This is a genomic window from Bartonella sp. AA18HLJMS, assembly GCF_042197245.1.
Lineage (GTDB): Bacteria > Pseudomonadota > Alphaproteobacteria > Rhizobiales > Rhizobiaceae > Bartonella.
In genome coordinates this window covers 424388-444389 of record NZ_JBHIRP010000001.1, presented here as the reverse complement: position 1 = coordinate 444389, position 20002 = coordinate 424388, and the positions used below count along the sequence as shown (strand labels likewise).

Sequence of the window (20002 nt, the reverse complement as noted above, 5' to 3'; positions counted from 1 at the left end):
ACTAACATAACAGCGCACAAACTTTTTCCCTCATTGAGAAAAGCCATTTCCCCGATTCTACCTTTTTATCTTCTACATTTATTATAGTACCAACGCAAAAAGAGAAAGATGAGATTCATCTTTCCCTTTGAATACTTATAAAACCACAACTACAATTCAATGAAATCCCGTTGATGGCTAGAGAGTGTTACAGATTACTCTGCTGCCTCCACCATAGGAATGACTGAAACATAGGAACGATTACCCGCTTTGCGTTGAAAAGAAACCTTTCCATTTGATAATGCAAAAAGCGTATGGTCTTTTCCAATGCCGACATTGTTTCCAGGATGCCAACGTGTACCACGCTGGCGAATAATAATATTTCCGGCAATAACGGTTTCACCACCAAATTTTTTAACGCCTAGACGTTTCGATTCTGAATCACGACCATTACGCGAGGAACCACCAGCTTTTTTATGTGCCATAGACGCTCTCCTTTAATCTTTCTTACTCTTTGATGCTACAGATGCTTTCTTCTGCGACGCAGTCTTTTTTTCAACCATTTTTTTAGTCGTCTTCTCAACAGAAGCAGCAGCTTTTGTTTCTTTTGGTGTAGTTTCTTCTTCTTTTATAGGTTTCGCAGCAACTTTTTTAGGTTTTGAACCACCCATTAAAATTTCTAAAACACGAAGCCTCGTAAATTCTTGACGATGGCCACGCGTGCGTTTAGAATTTTGACGACGGCGCTTCTTAAATGCGATAACCTTGCGCCCGCGTGCCTGTTCTAAAATCTCAGCTGTCACCAATGCATCAGCAACGACAGGGGTACCAATAACCGCATTACCTTCTTGCCCAACCATTAATATGTCATTGAATTCAACCACATCACCCGCATTTCCACTAACTTTTTCAACTTTTACCACTTGATTAGCAACAATGCGGTATTGCTTACCACCAGTTTTAATGACTGCGAACATTTTTTATCCTTCCGTTCACTCCAGCTCTTATTTAATTTCTGCCTTGAAATAAGGGAAAATAGGCTGCTTTTTATCAGTCGTAATAGATCCCAAAGAAGGATAAAACCTTCTTCAACACAAATATGCGCAGATTTCCCCACGCTTATATTTTGTATATATGAAGGAATTTCTATTCTCTGTCAATAAAGTCCCATAAAAAAGAAAAAAAGGTTGTACCAAAAACAATTGAAGGTTATCTACCCCTTATACACTCAAATAGTGCCGATTTTTGTTTCACTTTATTATGGAGAGATGGCTGAGTGGTTGAAAGCACCGCACTCGAAATGCGGCATAGGGGCAACTCTATCGGGGGTTCAAATCCCTCTCTCTCCGCCATTAATTTATAAAGCGATATTATTAAAACTGCCTTTAATCGTAGCTTGCCTGTAGCTTGTCTGTAGCTTGCCAGCGGGTTTTGTATATTTTGACACTAGGTTTTGTACCAATTTATTTTTTTCTCAAAGAGTTTTTAAGAGGTTCTCAAAGGATCTTCAAAGACCTTTCAAAGGTCTTTATCGTTTTTGCGAATAAATTCTCATTTTTACAATTTTTGCACTTTTTTGATTTTCTGTTACATAAATCTAGTTCAGATAACAAGAGAAAGCATAGTAAAATTAAAGAATTATTTCATATTTCTCTCTCATTCTACTTTTGCTTAGTTAGTACAAAACCTACTGTCAAATTATATTTATTTTGCACGTCTTGCTTGAATATGTGCTAGCAACCCTAATGTTGAACTATCGCGATTATCCGCTTTACTTTCTCCACGAAGAATTGGTAGTAACTCGTTTGCTAATTCTTTACCAAGTTCAACACCCCATTGATCAAATGAATTAATATTCATTAAAATCCCTTCAACAAAAGTGCGATGTTCATAAAGCGCAATAAGACGACCGAGTGCAAAAGGCGTTAATGAATCTTGAACCAGCGTAATGCTGGGACGGTTTCCTTTAAAACTTCTATGACGTGCTAAATGATCTGCTTCACCCTCATCAACTCCATTTTTTATCAAGATATGCCGAGCATCTTCAATACTACGCCCCTTCATCAAGGCTTTTGATTGTGCTAAACCGTTTGCTAGCAACATCTCATACATAGAATGTAATTTTTTCTCATGCCCTTTTATAAATAAAATAAATTCTACAGGAATAATATCTGTTCCTTGATGCAGAAGCTGAAAAAAAGCATGTTGACTATTTGTTCCTGAATCCCCCCAAACAATTGGACCACTTGAAAAACTTAATGGTTTTCCATCCAGCGAGACTTGCTTACCATTTGATTCCATATCAAGCTGTTGTAAATAAGCTGGAAAATGTATTAAACGCTGTGCATAAGGAATGATCGAACGTGATGAATAACCACAAATAACACGATGCCAGAATCCTAAAAGAGCAAAACGAATAGGAATATTTTTATGCAAAGGCATAGTTTTAAAATGTTGATCCATTTGCAAAGCACCATTGAGAAATTGGCGAAAATTTCCACCACCTATTGCAAACATAACAACAAGTCCAATGGCTGACCAAATTGAATAACGTCCTCCAACCCAATTCCAAAATTTAAAAACTCTTGTGGAATCTATGCCAAATTCTGCCACTTTATCAAGCGCACTTGAAACAGCAACAAAATGCGTACAAACGGCTTCTTCTCCTAAATGTGAACAAATCCACTGACGTGCAACTTGAGCATTGACCATTGTTTCAGCCGTTGTAAAAGTTTTAGAAGCAATGACAAACAGCGTTGTTGCTGGATTCAAAATAGAGAGAGTATCAGAAATATGGGCACTGTCAGCATTCGAAACAAAATGACACTGTGGACCATCATGATAAGGTTTTAAAGCATACGTGACCATTGCAGGACCAAGATCAGAACCACCAATACCAATATTGACAATATCACTTATTCTCTCGCCACTGCCTCCCTTATAGCTTCCATCACGCACCTTTTCAGAAAATCTTTCCATATCGTCAAAGACGTCTTGAATATCGCGAATAAGATTATGACCATCCAACATGAAAATTTCATCAGCAGGTAAACGTAATGCAATATGAAGAACTGAGCGTTTTTCAGTTGTATTAATCGCCTTACCAGAAAACATTGCATCACGCCGGCCTAACACATCTGCTGCGACCGCTAAATCATCTAGAAGTTGCAATGTTTTAAATGTCACACCACATTTTGAAAAATCGAAAAGAAGATCATCAAGTCTGAGGGAAAAATGGGAAAAACGCTGTTCATCTTCTACAAAATGCCGACGAATATCATAGACCCCATCCTTTGCGGCATGGTTTCTTAAAGCTTTTAATGTGGCTTCAAAAGCCATTTCATTTCGAATCGAAAAGCTATCTCCCATAAGCTTATCCTATACGGTTATTGATAATGAAATCTATGCCCAAACAATAACAAAGCAGAAAGCATCTCTTTTATTGCTCGCTATTTTCACTGCTCACATAAAAATGAAGGAATATACAAAATATAAAGGATAAGATCCGAAAATGATATTTTTACAAGAATAAATTTTCAAATCTTTTCTATCATATACATCATTTAACTTGATTGAGTTCTTTTGTTAAACGTAAATCTTCTTCTGCTTTTGGTCTTATAAAACGCCCTAAAAAAAGATAAACAACCGGTGTAACATAAAGCGTAAAAATAGTTGCTAAACCTAAGCCACCAACGATAACCCAACCTAAAGCTATACGAGCTTCTGCGCCAGCACCTTTGGCTAAAACCAAAGGAATACCTCCTAAAATGGCACAAATCATTGTCATACAAACTGGACGAAGGCGAATGTTTGCTGCTTCTTCTACGGCTTCACGCACGCTTCTTCCCTGATCACGTAATTGATCTGCAAATTCAACAATGAGAATACCATTTTTTGCCATAACACCAATTAACAAAATTAATCCAATTTGGCTGTAAATATTAAGACTCACACCACTTAATAGCATAGCAATTACAGCACAACCAATCCCTAATGGGACAGTGGCCATGATAATGAATCCTGAAATAAAGCTTTCAAACTGAGCAGCCAAAATCAATAAAATAATCAAAAAGGCAATGCCAAAAACAATCATAAAATTGGAAGATGTTTCATTAAGCGTTTCGGCTTCCCCTAAGGGAACCAAATAGGTTCCTTTTGATAACAAAGGAGAAGCAATTTTCTGTACAGTTTGGTAAGCTTCCCCTAAAGCGATATCTGGAGCAAGATTTGCGCTTAAAATAACAGCACTCATGCGTTTTTCCCGTTTTAATTGAGGAGCAATAGCTTTTTCATGTAAACGCGCAATAACCGATAAAGGAACATATCGATTGTCTTTGGTTTTTAAAAAAATATTTTCTAAATCGCTAGGACTCTTCATAGAATTTGTACGCGATATCAATTTAACATCGTAAGAATGATCATCCACGTTAATGGAACCAATCTTTTTACCATCCAACATTGTTTGTAATGTATCGCCCAAATTGGTGATATCAATCCCTAAATCGGAGGCTTTTTTTCGATTGATTTCAATAAAAAATTGCGGTTGCGTTGCATCAACAGTAAGGCGTGGGCGAATAAAACGCGGATCATCTTGTAAAGCACTTACCAGCTTATCAGCAATGGGTTGTAATATTGCATAATCATTGCCAAGAATTGCAAATTGCAACCCTTGCCCAGTTCCGCTCACACCTAGAGAATTTCCCTGCGCAGCAAACACAAAAACTGCGGGAAACTGTTTAACCTTTGCATTAATATCTTTCACGATTTCTTGCTGACTCCGTAAACGTTTATCCCAAGATGAAAGCAATAAAATCAAAAAAGCAGTATTGGGTGAACCGCCAGCACCCGCAATAGAGTAACTGTTAGCAATCTCCCCTGCATCACGTAATGGCTGTAGACTTGCTTCAATTTGCTCTATTTGCTCGTTCAAATATTGTGTTGAAATACCTTGTGGTCCATTAATAACCAAAAAGATCACAGCTCTGTCTTCTGCTGGCGTTAATTCCTGTTGTAGCTTCGTATAGCCTCCAACACAAAGACCCGCAAAAATAAGTGAAGCAAAAACAACAGCCCAAGGCTTTTCTAAACACTTATGCAAACTGTAAGTATATGCCTTATGAAAAAAAGTACCTAATTTATATAAAAAAGCAAAATGATGGGACTTTTCCTCTTTTTCCTCAATATGTTCTTTGAGAAAACGCGAAGCCAACATTGGACAAAGCGTTAAGGCAACAACTGAAGAAAGCAAAATAGAAATTGCCAAAACAAAACCAAATTCTCTAAAAAGACCTCCAACTTGCCCAGGAAGAAAGGAAATAGGAACAAACACAGCCACTAAAGTCAATGTTGTTGCTAAAACAGCAAAAAATACTTCACGTGTTCCTATCACCGCTGCTGCTCTGGAACCTAATCCCATGTTGCGCCACCGAACAATATTCTCAAGAACAACAATGGCATCATCCACAACAAGCCCTGTTGCTAAAACAAGTCCTAAAAATGTGAGAATATTCAATGAAAACCCTACAAGATAAATAGCCGCAATGGTACCAATCAAAGCGACAGGAAGAGATAAAGCAGGTATCAGCGTTACACGAATGTCTCTGAGAAAAAGAAAAATGACCAAGATAACGCTCAAAATAGCAATACCCAACGCAACTTCAACCTCATGAAGAGCGCTTTTAATAAAAATTGCATCGTCATTAATAACGTCTATATTTACAGAAGAAGGAACAATACTTTTGAGATTATCAACAACGGCTCTCACACCTTCAGAAATATTAAGAGTGTTGGATTGTGCTTTACGCACGATACCTAATCCAATACCTGTCTTTCCATTGATACGAAGAATAACTGTTTCTATATCCGGCGATAAAGTAACATGCGCAACATCACCAAGATGCACATGAGGCTTTAAAACAACTTGTTCAAAAGATTCTGGTGTTGTTAAACGTGCAGTAGCACGTACAACTAAACTTTGCTTAGAATTGCGTAATGACCCTACTGGCACATCTGTTGTCATATCAGCAAGAACACGTGAAATATCTGCTACAGTTAATCCATAACTTGCAAGTTTTGCTTGATCTATATCAATCTGAAAAATCTTTGTGCGAGCACTATCGACCTGTACATCACCAACACCATCAACAGCAGAAATAGCATCAACAATCTGATCGTTTACAATCGTGGTTAAATCATCAACACTCATTGTTGGTGACGTCACAACCAAATACATCATGGCAGCAGCATTCGAATCTGCTTTAATAATCAAAGGCGAATCCGCATCTTTCGGTAAAGAATAGGTAACACGAGAGAGAGCATCACGAATATCAGATGCTGCAACATTCAAATCAACACCGACATTAAAGTTAATCTTCACACGGGAGCGTCCAAAAGAAGACGTTGAAGAAATCGTCTTAACACCTGAAACACGAGAAACAGCATCTTCTATAACTTTTGTAACTTCACGATCAATTGTTTCTGCCGATGCACCAGAAAACATCGTCACAATCGTTGTTACAGGAGTATCAACATCGGGTAATTCTCTTACATCAACATTTAACCATGCTGCAAATCCTGCAATGATGATCATAGCATTCAAAACAAGAGTAAAAACCGGTCTGCGAATAAATAAGGTAATGAGACCACCTTGCTCCACCTTTGACATAGGCTGTTTTGTGCTCAATTCTTGGCTCATTGTATATCCGTTCCATAACCTACTGATAATTGCTGTTGATGAGACTTTGGATCATCAATAGTTACTTTACTTCCTGGATAAAGCATTTGCACCCCTTGAATGACAACTTGATCACCATTTTCTAGGGGAGCTTTCACGAAAACCTGATCCGCTTTATGCTGAATAATTGTTACGGGTATAGACTCTACTTTTCCTTCTCTCACACGCCAAACGAATGACCCTTTACTATTCCATTGCACTGCAAGAGGATTAACGACAGGAAAAGAACCACCATGAAACTGCAAGGAAACAGAAAAGGACATACCAGACATGAGCGTATCTTTTTCATTGTTGATTTCAACCTGAACATGAAGTGTGCGACTTTCTGGATCAACGATATTATCAATCGCATAAATATGACCAACAAAAGATCTATCTGGCTGCGCGATTAACGTTGCCGTTACCTCATCTCCTTTATGGATGCGCGACACATATCGTTCAGGGGCCCATATATCGACCAAAATACGTTCTCTATTCTCAATACGGCCTATTACAGTATTAAGGGTCACGTTATTCCCCGCATCAACGGGCAAAATACCAACAACTCCAGGAATCGGTGCTCGAATTGTTCGCCGATCGAGATCTAATTCAGCATTACGCAAAACTAAATTTGCGTTATCCAACTCTAAGCGTGCCATAATTTCTTGAACTTCCGTTGCTGTATTGCTGGCGCGTAATTTAAGAATACGCGAAAGCGTCAATGCATTGTTATCACGTTGCACTTTTGCTTTTGCAGCCGCTATTTCTTCTTTTTTAGAATCAAGCTTTGCAATCACATCATCAGCTTGTACTTTTGTACCCGCTGATACAAAAAGCTTATCAATAACACCTGAGGATAAAGGGGTAAGCTCGACTTCTGCAAGAGCTTTTCCACTCCCAAGAACGTTAAGTTGTTCGTAAAGATCTTGAACTTTTACAAGATCAACGACAACATTTACCGGTGGCCTTCCCATTTTTTCATTTGAAGCTTTATCCGATACTCTTGTTTTATCCACCATAGAAATGGGTTGGTCTGCACTCTTTTTTCCAGCCCAATAAGTAACCGTTAAAACAACGATTAAAAACACTAATGGAAAGCTCTTTTTTAATAACGCCATACATCCGCCCTTGCTGTGTCATGTTCATCTGAAATAGTTTTCAACAGTAATATCGGCGTTTTACACAAAAACCCAACAGCGGGTGTATATATCTTACCCCCACCGCAAAAAACACATCTCACCTCTGCTTGACTATCTTTCATAGATTAAAACGTCAAGTTAACTATCGTTCATATTGCTTTGTATGGTCATGACAAAAAAATGTTCATATCAAAACCAACTGAAGCCATAATATATTATATCCTTTTTTAAAATATATCATAAAAAAAGAGAGATTTTTTTATGACGACTCAAGTTTCACTTGCATTTCTTTACTGAAACGATTAGGAACCCTTTGTCTTAGACAATGTAAAAAATTGAAATGTATGCACCCGTAGCTCAGCTGGATAGAGCACCAGACTACGAATCTGGGGGTCAGGAGTTCGAATCTCTTCGGGTGCGCCATCTATCAATATCTTACTTATAAAGTCAGATTTTTTAAATTCTTTATTTTGTGATTTATTTTTACCTATCTTTGTATTTTGTTATTTCATTCTGTTGTGAGTCGTTTCTTTAGCCATTTTGCTAGAATAAGATGTTATGAATCCTTCAATTCAGCTCTAAGGTGCTTTTATTAGCTTATAATCGTAGCGATTGCATGAGTAGCGTATGTTGTTGTTTTCTTTTTTCAATCTATGCGCTTGTTTTTGGTCTCTTCCGGATTATACTCTCTACTCAGTTAGGTAATTTTTTACGTGCTTATTTCTAATTGTTCCATAACTGGATGTTTCTGGATATTTTATTCCTAGCAGTCCCATCTTAAGAGGGACTTCAGATGTGCCGCCATAAATTCCGGTTTACCACCATGTGAAACTTTTTCAGTGTGTTGTTGGAAAGAATAAATAAACTACTTCTCAAACGTACTACTATGAAACACTTATGGTATCCATTAATATCATCAGCATTTGTTGCAAACCACAGCTTCTTTTTGTAATATTTTTAATTGAATTAAACGTATTTTTACTGCTTAAAAGCAAAGTGATTCTTTTTCCTAAAAAACAATAAAACTCTTCTTGTGCTTCTTTAGCATTATCTCTTGCATGGCATATCAACGATTTCTATGATATCTTAATATTTTTCTGTTCTTTATGAATTTTTCTAATTAATCCATGGGGTACAGATCCCAAACATTAATAAAAGCTGAATTTAAAGAATTTTTCCATGCCTAAAACTGATATTGAAATTGCTCGCACTGCTAAAAAGCAACATATTATTGAAATTGCACAAAAAATTGGTATCTCACATGAAAATCTCATTCCCTATGGTCATGATAAAGCTAAAATTTCTTCTGAATACATAAAATCGCTTAATAAAAATCCAGATGGTAAACTTATCCTTGTCACAGCTATCAATCCCACACCTGCCGGAGAAGGCAAAACAACAACAACAGTTGGACTAAGTGATGCTCTTAATCTTATTGGTAAAAAAACAATAGCTACCTTGAGAGAACCATCTTTAGGTCCCTGTTTTGGTGTAAAAGGTGGTGCTGCTGGTGGTGGTTATGCGCAAGTCATTCCAATGGATGACCTTAATTTACATTTTACCGGTGATTTTCATGCTATTACAGCTGCTCATAATCTTCTTGCCGCAATGATAGATAATCATCTTTATTGGGGAAATACTCTAAACATTGATCCACGTCGCATTGTTTGGAAACGCGTTCTTGATATGAATGACCGTGTATTGCGCGATATTGTCATTTCATTGGGGGGCATAACAAATGGTTTTCCACGTCAAACAGGTTTTGATATTACTGTTGCATCAGAAATTATGGCGCTTCTTTGTCTCTCTGAAAATTTAGAAAACCTTACACAAAGACTCAAAAAAATTATTGTTGCTTATCGTTATGATAAAACGCCCATCACCGTTGCTGATCTCAATGCGGAAGGTGCAATGGCAGTTCTTCTCAAAGATGCTATACAACCCAATCTCGTACAGACAATTGAAAATAATCCTGTTCTCGTTCATGGAGGACCTTTTGCCAACATTGCTCATGGTTGCAATTCAGTTATAGCAACAAAAACTGCTTTAAAACTTGCTGATTATGTTGTCACAGAAGCAGGGTTTGGAGCAGATCTTGGAGCAGAAAAGTTCTTCAATATCAAATGTAGGCAAGCAGGTATTGTACCAAATGCTACAGTGATCGTCGCAACTATTCGTGCATTAAAAATGAATGGTGGTCTGGATAAAAATAACCTGACAGAAGAAAATATCACCGCTTTAGAAAAAGGGGCAGCCAATCTTTTACGACACATAAAAAATATGAAGCACTACGGTATTCCTTGTGTTGTGGCTATCAATCATTTTGACAGCGATAGCGATGCTGAAATAAAAACATTACAAAAAATAGTTGCAACAACTGGACACAAAGCTATTATCTGTAAGCATTGGGAACAAGGTGGAAAAGGCGCTATAGAACTTGCACAAGAACTCGTTACCTTGATTGAAAAGTACGATTCTGATTTTAAAGTTCTCTATCAAGATGATATTCCACTCGTTCAAAAAATTAATTGTATTATAACAAAGCTATACGGTGGACGTGGCGCCATCATCTCAGCCCCTATTCTCAAACAACTTGAAACTTGGGAAAAAGAAGGTTTTGGCGTCTACCCTATTTGTATGGCAAAAACACCTTATTCTTTTTCTTCTGATCCCACGCAATACGGAGCTCCTGTTGATTTTGAAATTCCCATACGAGAAGTTCGTCTCTGTGCGGGAGCCGGTTTTATTGTTGTCATTTGTGGAGATGTTATGACCATGCCGGGACTACCCCATTATCCCACGGCTGAAAAAATTCATCTTGACGAAAATGATCAAATACAAGGACTTTCATAAATTTATAACCGTAAATTCTATCATTCATTATAAAAAGCGTTTTTATTGTAAAAAAAATAGAATTTTAAAAAGCGATATAGACAAATGTCTCATTTATATGATATAAGTGCTTGTCCTTTTGGATATGCCTTTAAAAGGACGTAGGTTTTTTCCTATCATTTATGACACTGAAAAAAGCAGGATAGATAGTGCAAGTACTCGTTCGTGATAATAATGTTGACCAAGCGCTCCGTGCGTTGAAAAAAAAGATGCAGCGTGAAGGTATCTTCCGTGAAATGAAAATGCGTAGTTATTATGAGAAGCCATCTGAGAAGCGTGCTCGTGAAAAAGCTGAAGCTATTCGTCGTACACGTAAGCTTGCTCGTAAGCGTGCACAAAGAGAAGGTTTTGTTAGTAACGGACGAACTGTTGCGGTAAAGTAATATACTTTATGATATTATATAATTGCATAAGCAATAGATAGTAAGCTACTAGAAAATTTTATCTTCATAGGCGATTGCGATGAATTGCTTGTGTGTAGTTTTTTATGTACAATGTTATCTAATATGTTAGTTATTTGAAAATAATAAGGTTTCTATCATAGAGGTGGTTTTTATTTCACTCTTATATTTCAAAAAATAGATAACAAACTACACTTTAGATATTTAAGCGACTTTTTCCTATGTAAATTGAGTGCGGGATGTTTTGTTATCACTTCTCGCTATAATTTTTTCCTTCTGGATATCTCTTAAATAACCGCTTCTTATGTATAAATTTCATGATGAATTTCTTTTTTGTCATTAAATATTCTACATCTTTCGATCATCCTAGGTCTTTTTACAAAACAAAAACAACTATCGCCATATGCGATTGTGTGTAAATATATGATATTAAATGCATAATCCTCTTTACCTTCAGTTATGTAACAAAACGATATAATTCCATAACTTTTATATCCCTTGATTCTGTCTCTCTAAAGGATGACGAATTTCAACCACTGCACTACAGATTCTTTTTTCTTGATAAAATTCTTCTATTCATCACTTATGTAATTACCCTCATCAGTGTATCGAATAAGCCTTTCTATTTCATTCAACTTTCTTCTATACTGAGTTAGAGAAAAGAAAATTGATAATAAACAGAGAAAACACTATTTTTTAATATGGATGAATGTGCCTTTTATTACCATTTTTGATGGAAATGTTTTTAAAATTTAAATAACGAGTTAAAGTTTTTAACGCGTAGATTTGTTATTATAAGTAATCATTTTTCATATTAAGTAATAATTCTTAATAACATAAAATTTCTCAACACCTTCTCATATTGAATCAATGAAGATTATTTTCTTGTACATCATAAGCGGGATTCGTACGCAAATAGAATAAAAGCTATTTAAGAAAAAACAAAAAGGCTTCCTATGAACACCATAAATAATAGGAACTGCATAACATTGAAAGCTGGTAAATAGAACAATGGAGCCAACTTATCTACTAATACGGATAAGCATTATCATGGCATAAGATTATAGCAAATTTTATAAAATGGATTATCACGAAAAAGTGTTCTGTTAGCCCTTCATATATCAATCTACTCTATAATGTTGCTCATATTTTTACGCTTAAATGTTTCATTCATCGTATTATTTGGTTCATTTAAAATTTCTTTTCAAGCTATACAATAACCCCTTCACTGAACAGTTTTTTGTTCATAATATGTATACCTATATTTTTATTTCGAAAAATAAACCCAGAAAAGAGATACAAGCTTTTGTTTTCCTTATTTTGATATTTTTGTAGCAATTTTCTCATCGTTTAGATCTCTTTAACGAGCAGTGTGTCATACTTTTTATCAGTTTCCAGTCTTATCTTTCAGATTTTAAATTTCCAATATATGATGAAATAAAGGAGTTCGGTGTGCAAAATTCTCGTTGGTTTCGCGTTTCAATACTCGCATCATGTATCTTAATAGCAACAGTCATTGTATTAGTTTCACCTCATTTGTTGCATGCACAAACATTTAATCAAAATTTAGGGCCCAGTGGTTTACCACTTCCGCGATTTGCTTCGATTAAACCCACCAGCGTTAATGTACGCGTCGGACCAGGAAGCAACTATTCTATCATTTTTACCTACAAAAAGAAGGGCTTACCTATTGAAATCATTCAAGAATATGATCAATGGCGCAAAATTCGTGATGCCGAAGGCGATGAGGGGTGGGTGTATCAATCGCTTTTATCGGGAAAGCGAACTGCTATAACTATTCCATGGCAAAAAGATAAAACTAAAAGACTAATGCTACGAAAAAATCCCACCGACAACGCAGAACTTGTGGCAGAAGTAGAACCTAATGTCATTGGTAATATCCGCCAATGTGATGGACAATGGTGCGAATTAAACATTAATAATACACGCGGATGGCTTCAACAACCCCAGTTATGGGGAATCTATCCTGATGAAAAAGTAAAAGTAAAAGGCTGGTGAATAATCAAACTCAACAAGTTTAATTTTTATTCCTCATTGAATATCCTCACTGCCTATCACAAGATTGATTTTTTGGTTTCAATCGCACGATTAAATCAACATGTGAAATTTCCATACCTTCTGGTGGCTTAGGCAAATTTCTAATAATGGGAGATTCTTCCAAATTGTAAGGAATATCAAGAATACGATTTTCACCTTCTATATAAAAATGGTAGTGATCAGAGGTATTTGTATCAAACCAAGTTTTTGAGCCTTCTACGGCAATAATCCGTAATAATCCCGCTTCCGTAAATTGATGAAGCGTATTATAAACCGTTGCTAAAGATACAGGTACACCTGCCTTCATCGCTTCCTCATAGAGCTCTTCAGCAGTAATATGACGATTTCCTTGAGAAAAAATCATATGTGCAAGTTCCAACCGCTGACGTGTTGGACGCAGACCATTTTGACGCAAACGTTTTTCTAACATAGAAATGGAATAATATTGCACAATTTTTCCACACTCTTTTGTGAACTGCTGCTCTTCATTCATATCTAAATTGTCTGCACTCACTGACATAATTACAAACCCAAATACATTCCTGCTAAATAAGATCAAAATACAAAAAAATGGGAATAGTATGGTGTAATCTTGTATTCCATTTTTAAATAATTACCTATGTAGAATACATAAAAAAAGGCTTTTGTCATTAAAAATGATATAAAATCATTTCCCTCTCTTTAAAATTTGCTCTAAAAGTAGGTTGGGAAAAGCGCAGAAATTAAAGATATATGCAAATAAATGGAGTAACAATGGCTGAACAAAAGTCTCGCTACACATATGAAGAGCTTCTAAGCTGCGCTCGCGGCGAAATGTTTGGTAGAGGTAATGCGCAATTGCCAGCACCGCCAATGTTGATGATTCATCGAATCACTCAAATTAGTGAAACTGATGGTAAATACGATAAAGGAATGGTTCGCGCCGAATTTGACATTACACCAGACATGTGGTTCTTTAATTGTCACTTTATAGGCGATCCCGTCATGCCAGGATGTCTTGGACTGGATGGTATGTGGCAATTAACAGGTTTTTTTCTTGGTTGGCTAGGCGAACCAGGCAAAGGAAGAGCAATATCAACAGGTGAAGTAAAGTTATCAGGGATGGTAACTCCACAAACCAAAATTCTTGAATATGAAATAGATTTTAAGCGTATTCGACGTGGAAATTTAGTCTTAGGAATAGCTGATGGGTGGCTAAAAGCAGATGGAGAGACTATTTATAAGGCGAACGATTTACGCGTTGCTTTATTCAAAGAAGATTGAACGTTATTTCCGTCAGAAAGAACTTTTCACTATTCTGTATGGAACGAGGAGGTATGAATGCGTCGAGTTGTTGTAACCGGAATGGGAATTGTCTCCGCAATTGGAAATAACCTTGGAGCTGTTTTAACCAGTTTACGTGAAGCAAAATCCGGAATTTCTTACGCACCTCAATATGCTGAATTAGGCTTTCGTAGCAGAGTTTATGGCAAGCCCGATATTAATATAGAAGAACTCGTAGATCGACGTGCTCTACGTTTTCATGGGCGTGGAACAGCATGGAATCATATCGCCATGGATCAAGCAATTGCTGATGCGGGTCTAGAACCGCATGAAGTATCGAACGAACACACGGGTATTATTATGGGTTCTGGAGGTGCTTCAACACATTCAATCGTAGAAGCTGCTGACATTACACGCCAAAAAGGACCAAAACGTGTTGGACCTTTTGTTGTCCCTAAAGCGATGAGTTCTACAGCATCTGCAACATTAGCAACTTTCTTTAAAATAAAGGGGATCAATTATTCAATCTCTTCAGCTTGTGCTACCTCCAATCATTGTATTGGTAATGCTTACGAAATGATTCAATATGGTAAACAGAAGCGCATCTTTGCCGGAGGCTGCGAAGATTTGGATTGGACACTATCTGTTTTATTCGATGCCATGGGCGCTATGTCCAGCAGATATAATGACACCCCTCACAAAGCTTCACGTGCTTATGATGTTAATCGTGATGGTTTTGTCATTGCTGGAGGGGCTGGCGTTTTAGTCCTTGAAGATTTAGAACTTGCTAAAGCACGTGGTGCAAAAATCTACGGAGAAATCGTTGGATACGGTGCGACATCCGATGGACATGATATGGTTGCCCCATCAGGAGAGGGAGCGGAGCGGTGCATGCGCATGGCTCTTGCAACAGTCAATAATAAAATTGATTATATCAATCCCCATGCGACAGCAACTCCTGTTGGTGATCCTCCTGAGATAGAAGCTATCCGTCGTGTCTTTGGAGCAGGTGATCAATGCCCCCCCATTTCCGCTACCAAGTCTCTAACAGGACATTCCTTGGGAGCAGCAGGTGTTCATGAAGCAATCTATACATTGTTAATGATGAATCATAATTTTATTTGTGAAAGTGCCCATATTGAAGAACTTGATCCAGCTTTTGCTGATATGCCAATCGTTCGTGAACGACGTGATCATCAACAACTGAATACCGTATTGTCGAATACTTTTGGCTTTGGCGGTACCAATGCAACGCTTGTTTTCCAACGTTATGTATAAACAAAAGCTCTTAGTAATTGAAAAAAGTACGGTCTTACGGAGAATAATATGAAAGGTTTGATGGAGGGCAAACGCGGCCTTATTATGGGAATTGCGAATGACCATTCAATTGCTTGGGGCATTGCCTGTCAGCTCGCACAAGCAGGAGCGGAATTAGCGTTGACTTATCAAGGAAATGCTTTTGGCAAACGTGTTCATCCCCTAGCAGATAAACTTGGCTGCAAATTAGTGCTAGAGTGTGACGTTGAAAAAAGTGAAAATATTGATTACGTCTTTGAGCAACTTGAAAAAGAATGGAAAACAATTGATTTTATTGTCCATGCCATTGGTTTTTCAGATAAAACTCAGCTAAAAGGGCGTTACGTTGATGTTACAACACGTGAAAACTTTCAACGCACGATGGTTATTTCAGCTTATTCCTTTACTGAAATTGCCCAGCGCGCGGGTAAGCTTATGCCGAATGGAGGAGCACTTTTAACTCTTACCTATGGTGCTTCACAGCAAGTTGTGCCTAATTATAACATCATGGGTGTTGCTAAAGCAGCTTTAGAAGCTATGGTACGTTATTTAGCAGCGGACTTTGGTCCTCAAAATATTCGTGTCAATGCGATTTCCGCTGGTCCTGTTAGAACTTTAGCAGGTAATGGTATTGCAGCTGCACGGGCAATATTTTCACATCAACGCCGTAATGCCCCATTACGTCGTACCGTAAATATTCATGAAATTGGAAAATCTGCTCTTTATCTACTCTCTGACTTATCATCAGGTGTTACAGGTGAAATCCATTATGTTGATTCAGGCTATAACATCATGTCTATGCCAATACTTGAAGAACTAAAAAAAAGTGACGATTCTCAAGAAGGATAAATTTTATTTTATTGCACTAAAAAATAAAATCAATCATGTGCATAGTGCTTTAATCGGGTATTGAGTACTTTCTCAGCTATATAACAGTGTATTGACTTATAATAATATGACGTAAGGCATGTGTACAAGTGTTTGTAAGAATAAGTGAATACAAAACCAGATGTATGATGCCTTGTTTCGCAAAATATTTTATAAAAAGCCGGAATATTTCTTCAATTCATGGTTGATAAAGTTTGTGTTTTATGACGTCATTTACCTTACTAAAGTATACGCTTTTGCCATTGCTTATAAATCAATATCCAACTCTCATGCCACCGCAGTTTGAAACAGAGATTAGAGAATTATTAAAATCCTTAGTTTCAACTTTTGTGTAGCAAATTGAAAAAAAAATATTTCTACCGTTTGATTTATTCTTGAAACGCAAATACAATCTAATTTAGGAAGAATATGAAGGCGTAAAGAAATCAATCGTTAATTTTACTATTATTCTTTAATGAGACTTTACGATTTTAAAAGCATCTACATCAATGTTTTTTTAATAATGGAGATTACTCTTTACCTCACACCTTTATTTTGCTCGTTCTTTAATGAAAGCGTTTCTCTGATATGTCAGGTAAAATAGAACACCCAAAAACACTATAGCTGTTGCTCCTTCATGCATTTTTTTAAGATATCTCTCAATGCATGCCATTCCATTTCACAATGGTACCTGTAAAACGTATAAAAAATCCCTGTGAAGTATATAAAATCCTTTTTTTACCACCATTTTAATGTTTATACAGATGACAAACCGACACCGTCATTTTACTTGCCATGTTCTAATATTGAAACAACCCTTGACACTTGAGATGATTCATTAGAAGTATCTTTAATAATTTTTTATCCACGTACTAACCCGCTTGTGACAAGCAAACACATATTTTTAATTAACTCAATACAAAAATAAAATGAATTATTTATATAAATCAATTTTTTATCTTTATAATCACATTATTTTTTAGTTTAACTGACAGTCACAAACAAGTACAATAACATTTTCTCAATCTTAGACTTTCAAAGTTATAATTCCAAAAATCATTTCTTGCATATAAAAAACAGAATTGACATGTGAGAAAATAAAAGGCTTAAATATCTCTACTGAACAGCTTCAAGTGCCAAGAGCTGTTTCAACATTGGGGGGTAATGATGCTCGTCTTCCTCCTTCATAAACGTAAAGATGGGGATGTGCACAATGGCTTTATCGTTATACTATTCACGGTCACCGTCGCGAAGTGGACTTGGGAGTTTTAAGAGAGAGGTCTCTTTAAAACAAGAACATGAATATACAACAGCAATCGTGTTTTTTTGGGCATTCTATTTTACCTGACACATCAGAGAAATGCTTTCATTAGAAAATGAGAAAATAAAGGTGTGAGATAATCTCTATTATTTAAAAGATATTGCTTTAGATAGCGTAAAACCGAATTTAAAAATGATTGTAGAAATGGGAACAGATTTTCAGCTTTAAAATTTCATCTTCTTCCCAAATTAGATTGTCTTCTTGTTTTAAAGAATTACAAAAACAGAGATTCGCAATATCCCTGCCCCGATATTCTTAGCTTATACGTTACATAAATAAGATGCTTCTACCTAATGAGTCTTGTATTATTCTGTTTGCAAATATCATTGTGAGATGAATTTAAGAGACAATAAAAATATCTTGTTCATTACATTACATAAACATGTATAAGTGGAAACGACAATTTATCTTCAAAGAGATAGCTCTTAGACAAAAGCCAAAACTTTTATATTTCAGCCATGTTTCATAAAGAATCGAATGATATGAATCTATAATTTTCTGGAATATGACTGCCTTATACAACCATCAATAAAATCTATTTTATATGTCTATCATAGCATGTTTCTATTTTTTACGATTGGAATTATTAAAAAACAGGATATCATTGAATTTCGTCCTTGAGGGAGCGGCTTAGTAATGTGTTTGCCGCTTCAGTTATATTTTTACCACAATAGAGAATTTGATAAATTTGCTCTACAATGGGCATTTCTACCCCAATACGCTGCGCCAACGTATATACTTCCTTGGTATTTAAGTATCCTTCCACAACCTGACCAATTTGTTTTTCTGCTTCTTTTATATCTATTCCTTTACCAAGAAGTATTCCAAAACGGCGATTACGCGACTGATTATCAGTACATGTCAAAACCAGATCACCTAAGCCTGTCATTCCCATAAATGTGGAAAGCTCAGCACCCATAGCCCCCCCTAAACGACTGATTTCAGCTAGTCCTCGTGTGATAAGAGCTATTCGTGCATTTGCCCCAAAACCTATGCCATCTGATATTCCTGCACCAATAGCAATAACATTTTTGACTGCCCCCCCTAATTGAACACCAATCATATCTGAACTTTTATAAACTCTAAAACTTTTGTCACAATGAAAAAGTTGCTGCAATTCTTTACCAAACTCAACATCAGAAGCTGCTATCGTCATTGCAGTAGGCCAACCCATAGCTAGTTCTTGAGCAAAAGTTGGTCCAGAAAAAACAGCTAAAGGAATTTTTTCACCTAAAATCTCACGAGCAACCTCTTGTAAGAAACGTCCAGTACCATGTTCTAAACCTTTTGTAGCCCAGATAACGCGTGAATGCTGATCTAAATAAGGCTGAATATTATACAAAACTTGATGAAATACATGGCTTGGAACAGCGATTAATATATTGTGACTTGCCGTTATTGCAGTTTCAAGGGAAGCTTCAAGTAATAAATTTTCAGGAAATCGAACATCGGGTAAATATACTTGATTACAACGTTGTTCCTGTAATTCTTTGATATGTTGAGGACTATACCCCCAAAGTAAAACATTATGACCATTACGGGCAAGAGCTATCGCTAATGCAGTACCAAAAGAACCAGCACCTATAACTGTCATTGCAACGGTTTTCATTAAATTTTCTGATTATTCTCTAAATTTTTGATTTCAATTGCATATTATTATTACAATAATTTTAATGCTATCTTTAATATAAATTCTTTAAATCTAAAAATATTACTGCTTCGTAGCTTTTTTATCTCACACAATATAAAAACTTGTTTCGCACATTCTCTTTCTTTGTAGTAAATTTTACAAACATCACTTTTTGTATATTCTACAAATAGCTATTTGTCTCAAAAATTAAAGATTGACTAAATACCCCACGGACTTTCTCTTTTAAATTAAAAGTATATTCAAAATAATGATACTCATTCCACTGATATCTTGTACTTATCTCCTGCTTTATATCCCACGAATTCTTCTACGAAGCTGATACATGCCGCATCAGCTCCGTAGATATTTATAACAACTACTCCACAGGAAACTGCGTATTTGGACCTTGCTCCATGGGCATTTCTGAACCAGGTGCTTGATCTA

General features: G+C 36.4%; 13 protein-coding genes and 2 tRNA genes. 8 read left to right on the top strand and 7 right to left on the bottom strand.

The window, feature by feature from the left end:
• Positions 1 to 194: 194 nt before the first annotated feature.
• Complete coding sequence (gene rpmA, locus ACFINW_RS01760; protein ID WP_273723965.1) at positions 195 to 464, bottom strand: 50S ribosomal protein L27; 270 nt, start codon at positions 462 to 464, stop codon at positions 195 to 197.
• A 12-nt stretch (positions 465 to 476) separates the two neighbouring features.
• A complete protein-coding gene (rplU, locus tag ACFINW_RS01755) occupies positions 477 to 956 on the bottom strand; it encodes a 50S ribosomal protein L21 (RefSeq protein ID WP_375620829.1) in 480 nt (159 codons plus the stop codon).
• Between the two features lie 285 nt (positions 957 to 1241).
• Between rplU and ACFINW_RS01750 the strand changes: the two genes are divergently transcribed.
• A tRNA-Ser gene (locus ACFINW_RS01750) sits at positions 1242 to 1331 on the top strand.
• 352 nt (positions 1332 to 1683) lie between these two features.
• Here the strand turns inward: ACFINW_RS01750 and pgi are convergent.
• The 3 genes from pgi to ACFINW_RS01735 form a co-directional block, all read right to left on the bottom strand.
• Positions 1684 to 3348 (bottom strand): glucose-6-phosphate isomerase, encoded by a 1665-nt coding sequence (gene pgi, locus ACFINW_RS01745; RefSeq protein ID WP_375620830.1) that lies wholly within the window; start codon positions 3346 to 3348, stop codon positions 1684 to 1686.
• Between the two features lie 190 nt (positions 3349 to 3538).
• Positions 3539 to 6673 carry an efflux RND transporter permease subunit gene (locus tag ACFINW_RS01740; protein WP_375620831.1) on the bottom strand — a complete coding sequence of 1045 codons (3135 nt, stop codon included), beginning with the start codon at positions 6671 to 6673 and terminating at the stop codon, positions 3539 to 3541.
• Positions 6670 to 7809, bottom strand: a complete 1140-nt coding sequence (locus ACFINW_RS01735; protein WP_375620832.1) for an efflux RND transporter periplasmic adaptor subunit — start codon at positions 7807 to 7809, stop codon at positions 6670 to 6672. Before ACFINW_RS01735 ends, ACFINW_RS01740 begins: the two co-directional genes overlap by 4 nt.
• A 367-nt stretch (positions 7810 to 8176) precedes the next feature.
• Here ACFINW_RS01735 and ACFINW_RS01730 point away from each other — a divergent pair.
• From ACFINW_RS01730 to ACFINW_RS01715, 4 genes are all read left to right on the top strand, one after another.
• Positions 8177 to 8253 (top strand) — tRNA-Arg (locus tag ACFINW_RS01730).
• Between the two features lie 756 nt (positions 8254 to 9009).
• Positions 9010 to 10683, top strand: coding sequence for a formate--tetrahydrofolate ligase (locus ACFINW_RS01725; protein WP_375673699.1), 1674 nt, complete (start codon positions 9010 to 9012; stop codon positions 10681 to 10683).
• Positions 10684 to 10871: 188 nt separating this feature from the next.
• The gene (gene rpsU / locus ACFINW_RS01720) at positions 10872 to 11105 is read left to right on the top strand and encodes a 30S ribosomal protein S21 (RefSeq protein ID WP_012754552.1); all 234 of its coding nucleotides are present in this window, start codon (positions 10872 to 10874) and stop codon (positions 11103 to 11105) included.
• Between the two features lie 1470 nt (positions 11106 to 12575).
• A complete protein-coding gene (locus ACFINW_RS01715; protein WP_375620834.1) occupies positions 12576 to 13142 on the top strand; it encodes an SH3 domain-containing protein in 567 nt (188 codons plus the stop codon).
• Positions 13143 to 13188: 46 nt separating this feature from the next.
• Here the strand turns inward: ACFINW_RS01715 and irrA are convergent, their stop codons facing one another.
• On the bottom strand, positions 13189 to 13701 hold the full coding sequence (irrA, locus tag ACFINW_RS01710) for an iron response transcriptional regulator IrrA (protein WP_375611439.1): 513 nt from the start codon (positions 13699 to 13701) through the stop codon (positions 13189 to 13191).
• Positions 13702 to 13934: 233 nt separating this feature from the next.
• Here irrA and fabA point away from each other — a divergent pair, with 233 nt between their 5' ends.
• The 3 genes from fabA to fabI are packed head-to-tail and all read left to right on the top strand — an operon-like array spanning position 13935 to position 16589.
• Positions 13935 to 14444, top strand: coding sequence for a 3-hydroxyacyl-[acyl-carrier-protein] dehydratase FabA (fabA, locus tag ACFINW_RS01705; protein ID WP_273722474.1), 510 nt, complete (start codon positions 13935 to 13937; stop codon positions 14442 to 14444).
• A 57-nt stretch (positions 14445 to 14501) separates the two neighbouring features.
• The gene (gene fabB / locus ACFINW_RS01700) at positions 14502 to 15722 is read left to right on the top strand and encodes a beta-ketoacyl-ACP synthase I (protein ID WP_375629263.1); all 1221 of its coding nucleotides are present in this window, start codon (positions 14502 to 14504) and stop codon (positions 15720 to 15722) included.
• A gap of 48 nt (positions 15723 to 15770) precedes the next feature.
• Positions 15771 to 16589 carry an enoyl-ACP reductase FabI gene (fabI, locus tag ACFINW_RS01695; RefSeq protein ID WP_375620835.1) on the top strand — a complete coding sequence of 273 codons (819 nt, stop codon included), beginning with the start codon at positions 15771 to 15773 and terminating at the stop codon, positions 16587 to 16589.
• Positions 16590 to 18529: 1940 nt separating this feature from the next.
• On the opposite strand, the gene gpsA is transcribed toward fabI, so the two are convergent.
• The gene (gene gpsA, locus ACFINW_RS01690) at positions 18530 to 19537 is read right to left on the bottom strand and encodes an NAD(P)H-dependent glycerol-3-phosphate dehydrogenase (RefSeq protein ID WP_375639687.1); all 1008 of its coding nucleotides are present in this window, start codon (positions 19535 to 19537) and stop codon (positions 18530 to 18532) included.
• Positions 19538 to 20002: the final 465 nt, after the last annotated feature.

Coding starts and splice junctions, on each gene's coding strand:
- rplU (WP_375620829.1), bottom strand. CDS start 956: ATGTTCGCAGTCATTAAAACTGGTGGTAAGCAATACCGCATTGTTGCT.
- ACFINW_RS01740 (WP_375620831.1), bottom strand. CDS start 6,673: ATGAGCCAAGAATTGAGCACAAAACAGCCTATGTCAAAGGTGGAGCAA.
- irrA (WP_375611439.1), bottom strand. CDS start 13,701: ATGTCAGTGAGTGCAGACAATTTAGATATGAATGAAGAGCAGCAGTTC.
- ACFINW_RS01725 (WP_375673699.1), top strand. CDS start 9,010: ATGCCTAAAACTGATATTGAAATTGCTCGCACTGCTAAAAAGCAACAT.
- fabI (WP_375620835.1), top strand. CDS start 15,771: ATGAAAGGTTTGATGGAGGGCAAACGCGGCCTTATTATGGGAATTGCG.
- gpsA (WP_375639687.1), bottom strand. CDS start 19,537: ATGAAAACCGTTGCAATGACAGTTATAGGTGCTGGTTCTTTTGGTACT.
- pgi (WP_375620830.1), bottom strand. CDS start 3,348: ATGGGAGATAGCTTTTCGATTCGAAATGAAATGGCTTTTGAAGCCACA.
- fabA (WP_273722474.1), top strand. CDS start 13,935: ATGGCTGAACAAAAGTCTCGCTACACATATGAAGAGCTTCTAAGCTGC.
- rpmA (WP_273723965.1), bottom strand. CDS start 464: ATGGCACATAAAAAAGCTGGTGGTTCCTCGCGTAATGGTCGTGATTCA.
- ACFINW_RS01735 (WP_375620832.1), bottom strand. CDS start 7,809: ATGGCGTTATTAAAAAAGAGCTTTCCATTAGTGTTTTTAATCGTTGTT.
- fabB (WP_375629263.1), top strand. CDS start 14,502: ATGCGTCGAGTTGTTGTAACCGGAATGGGAATTGTCTCCGCAATTGGA.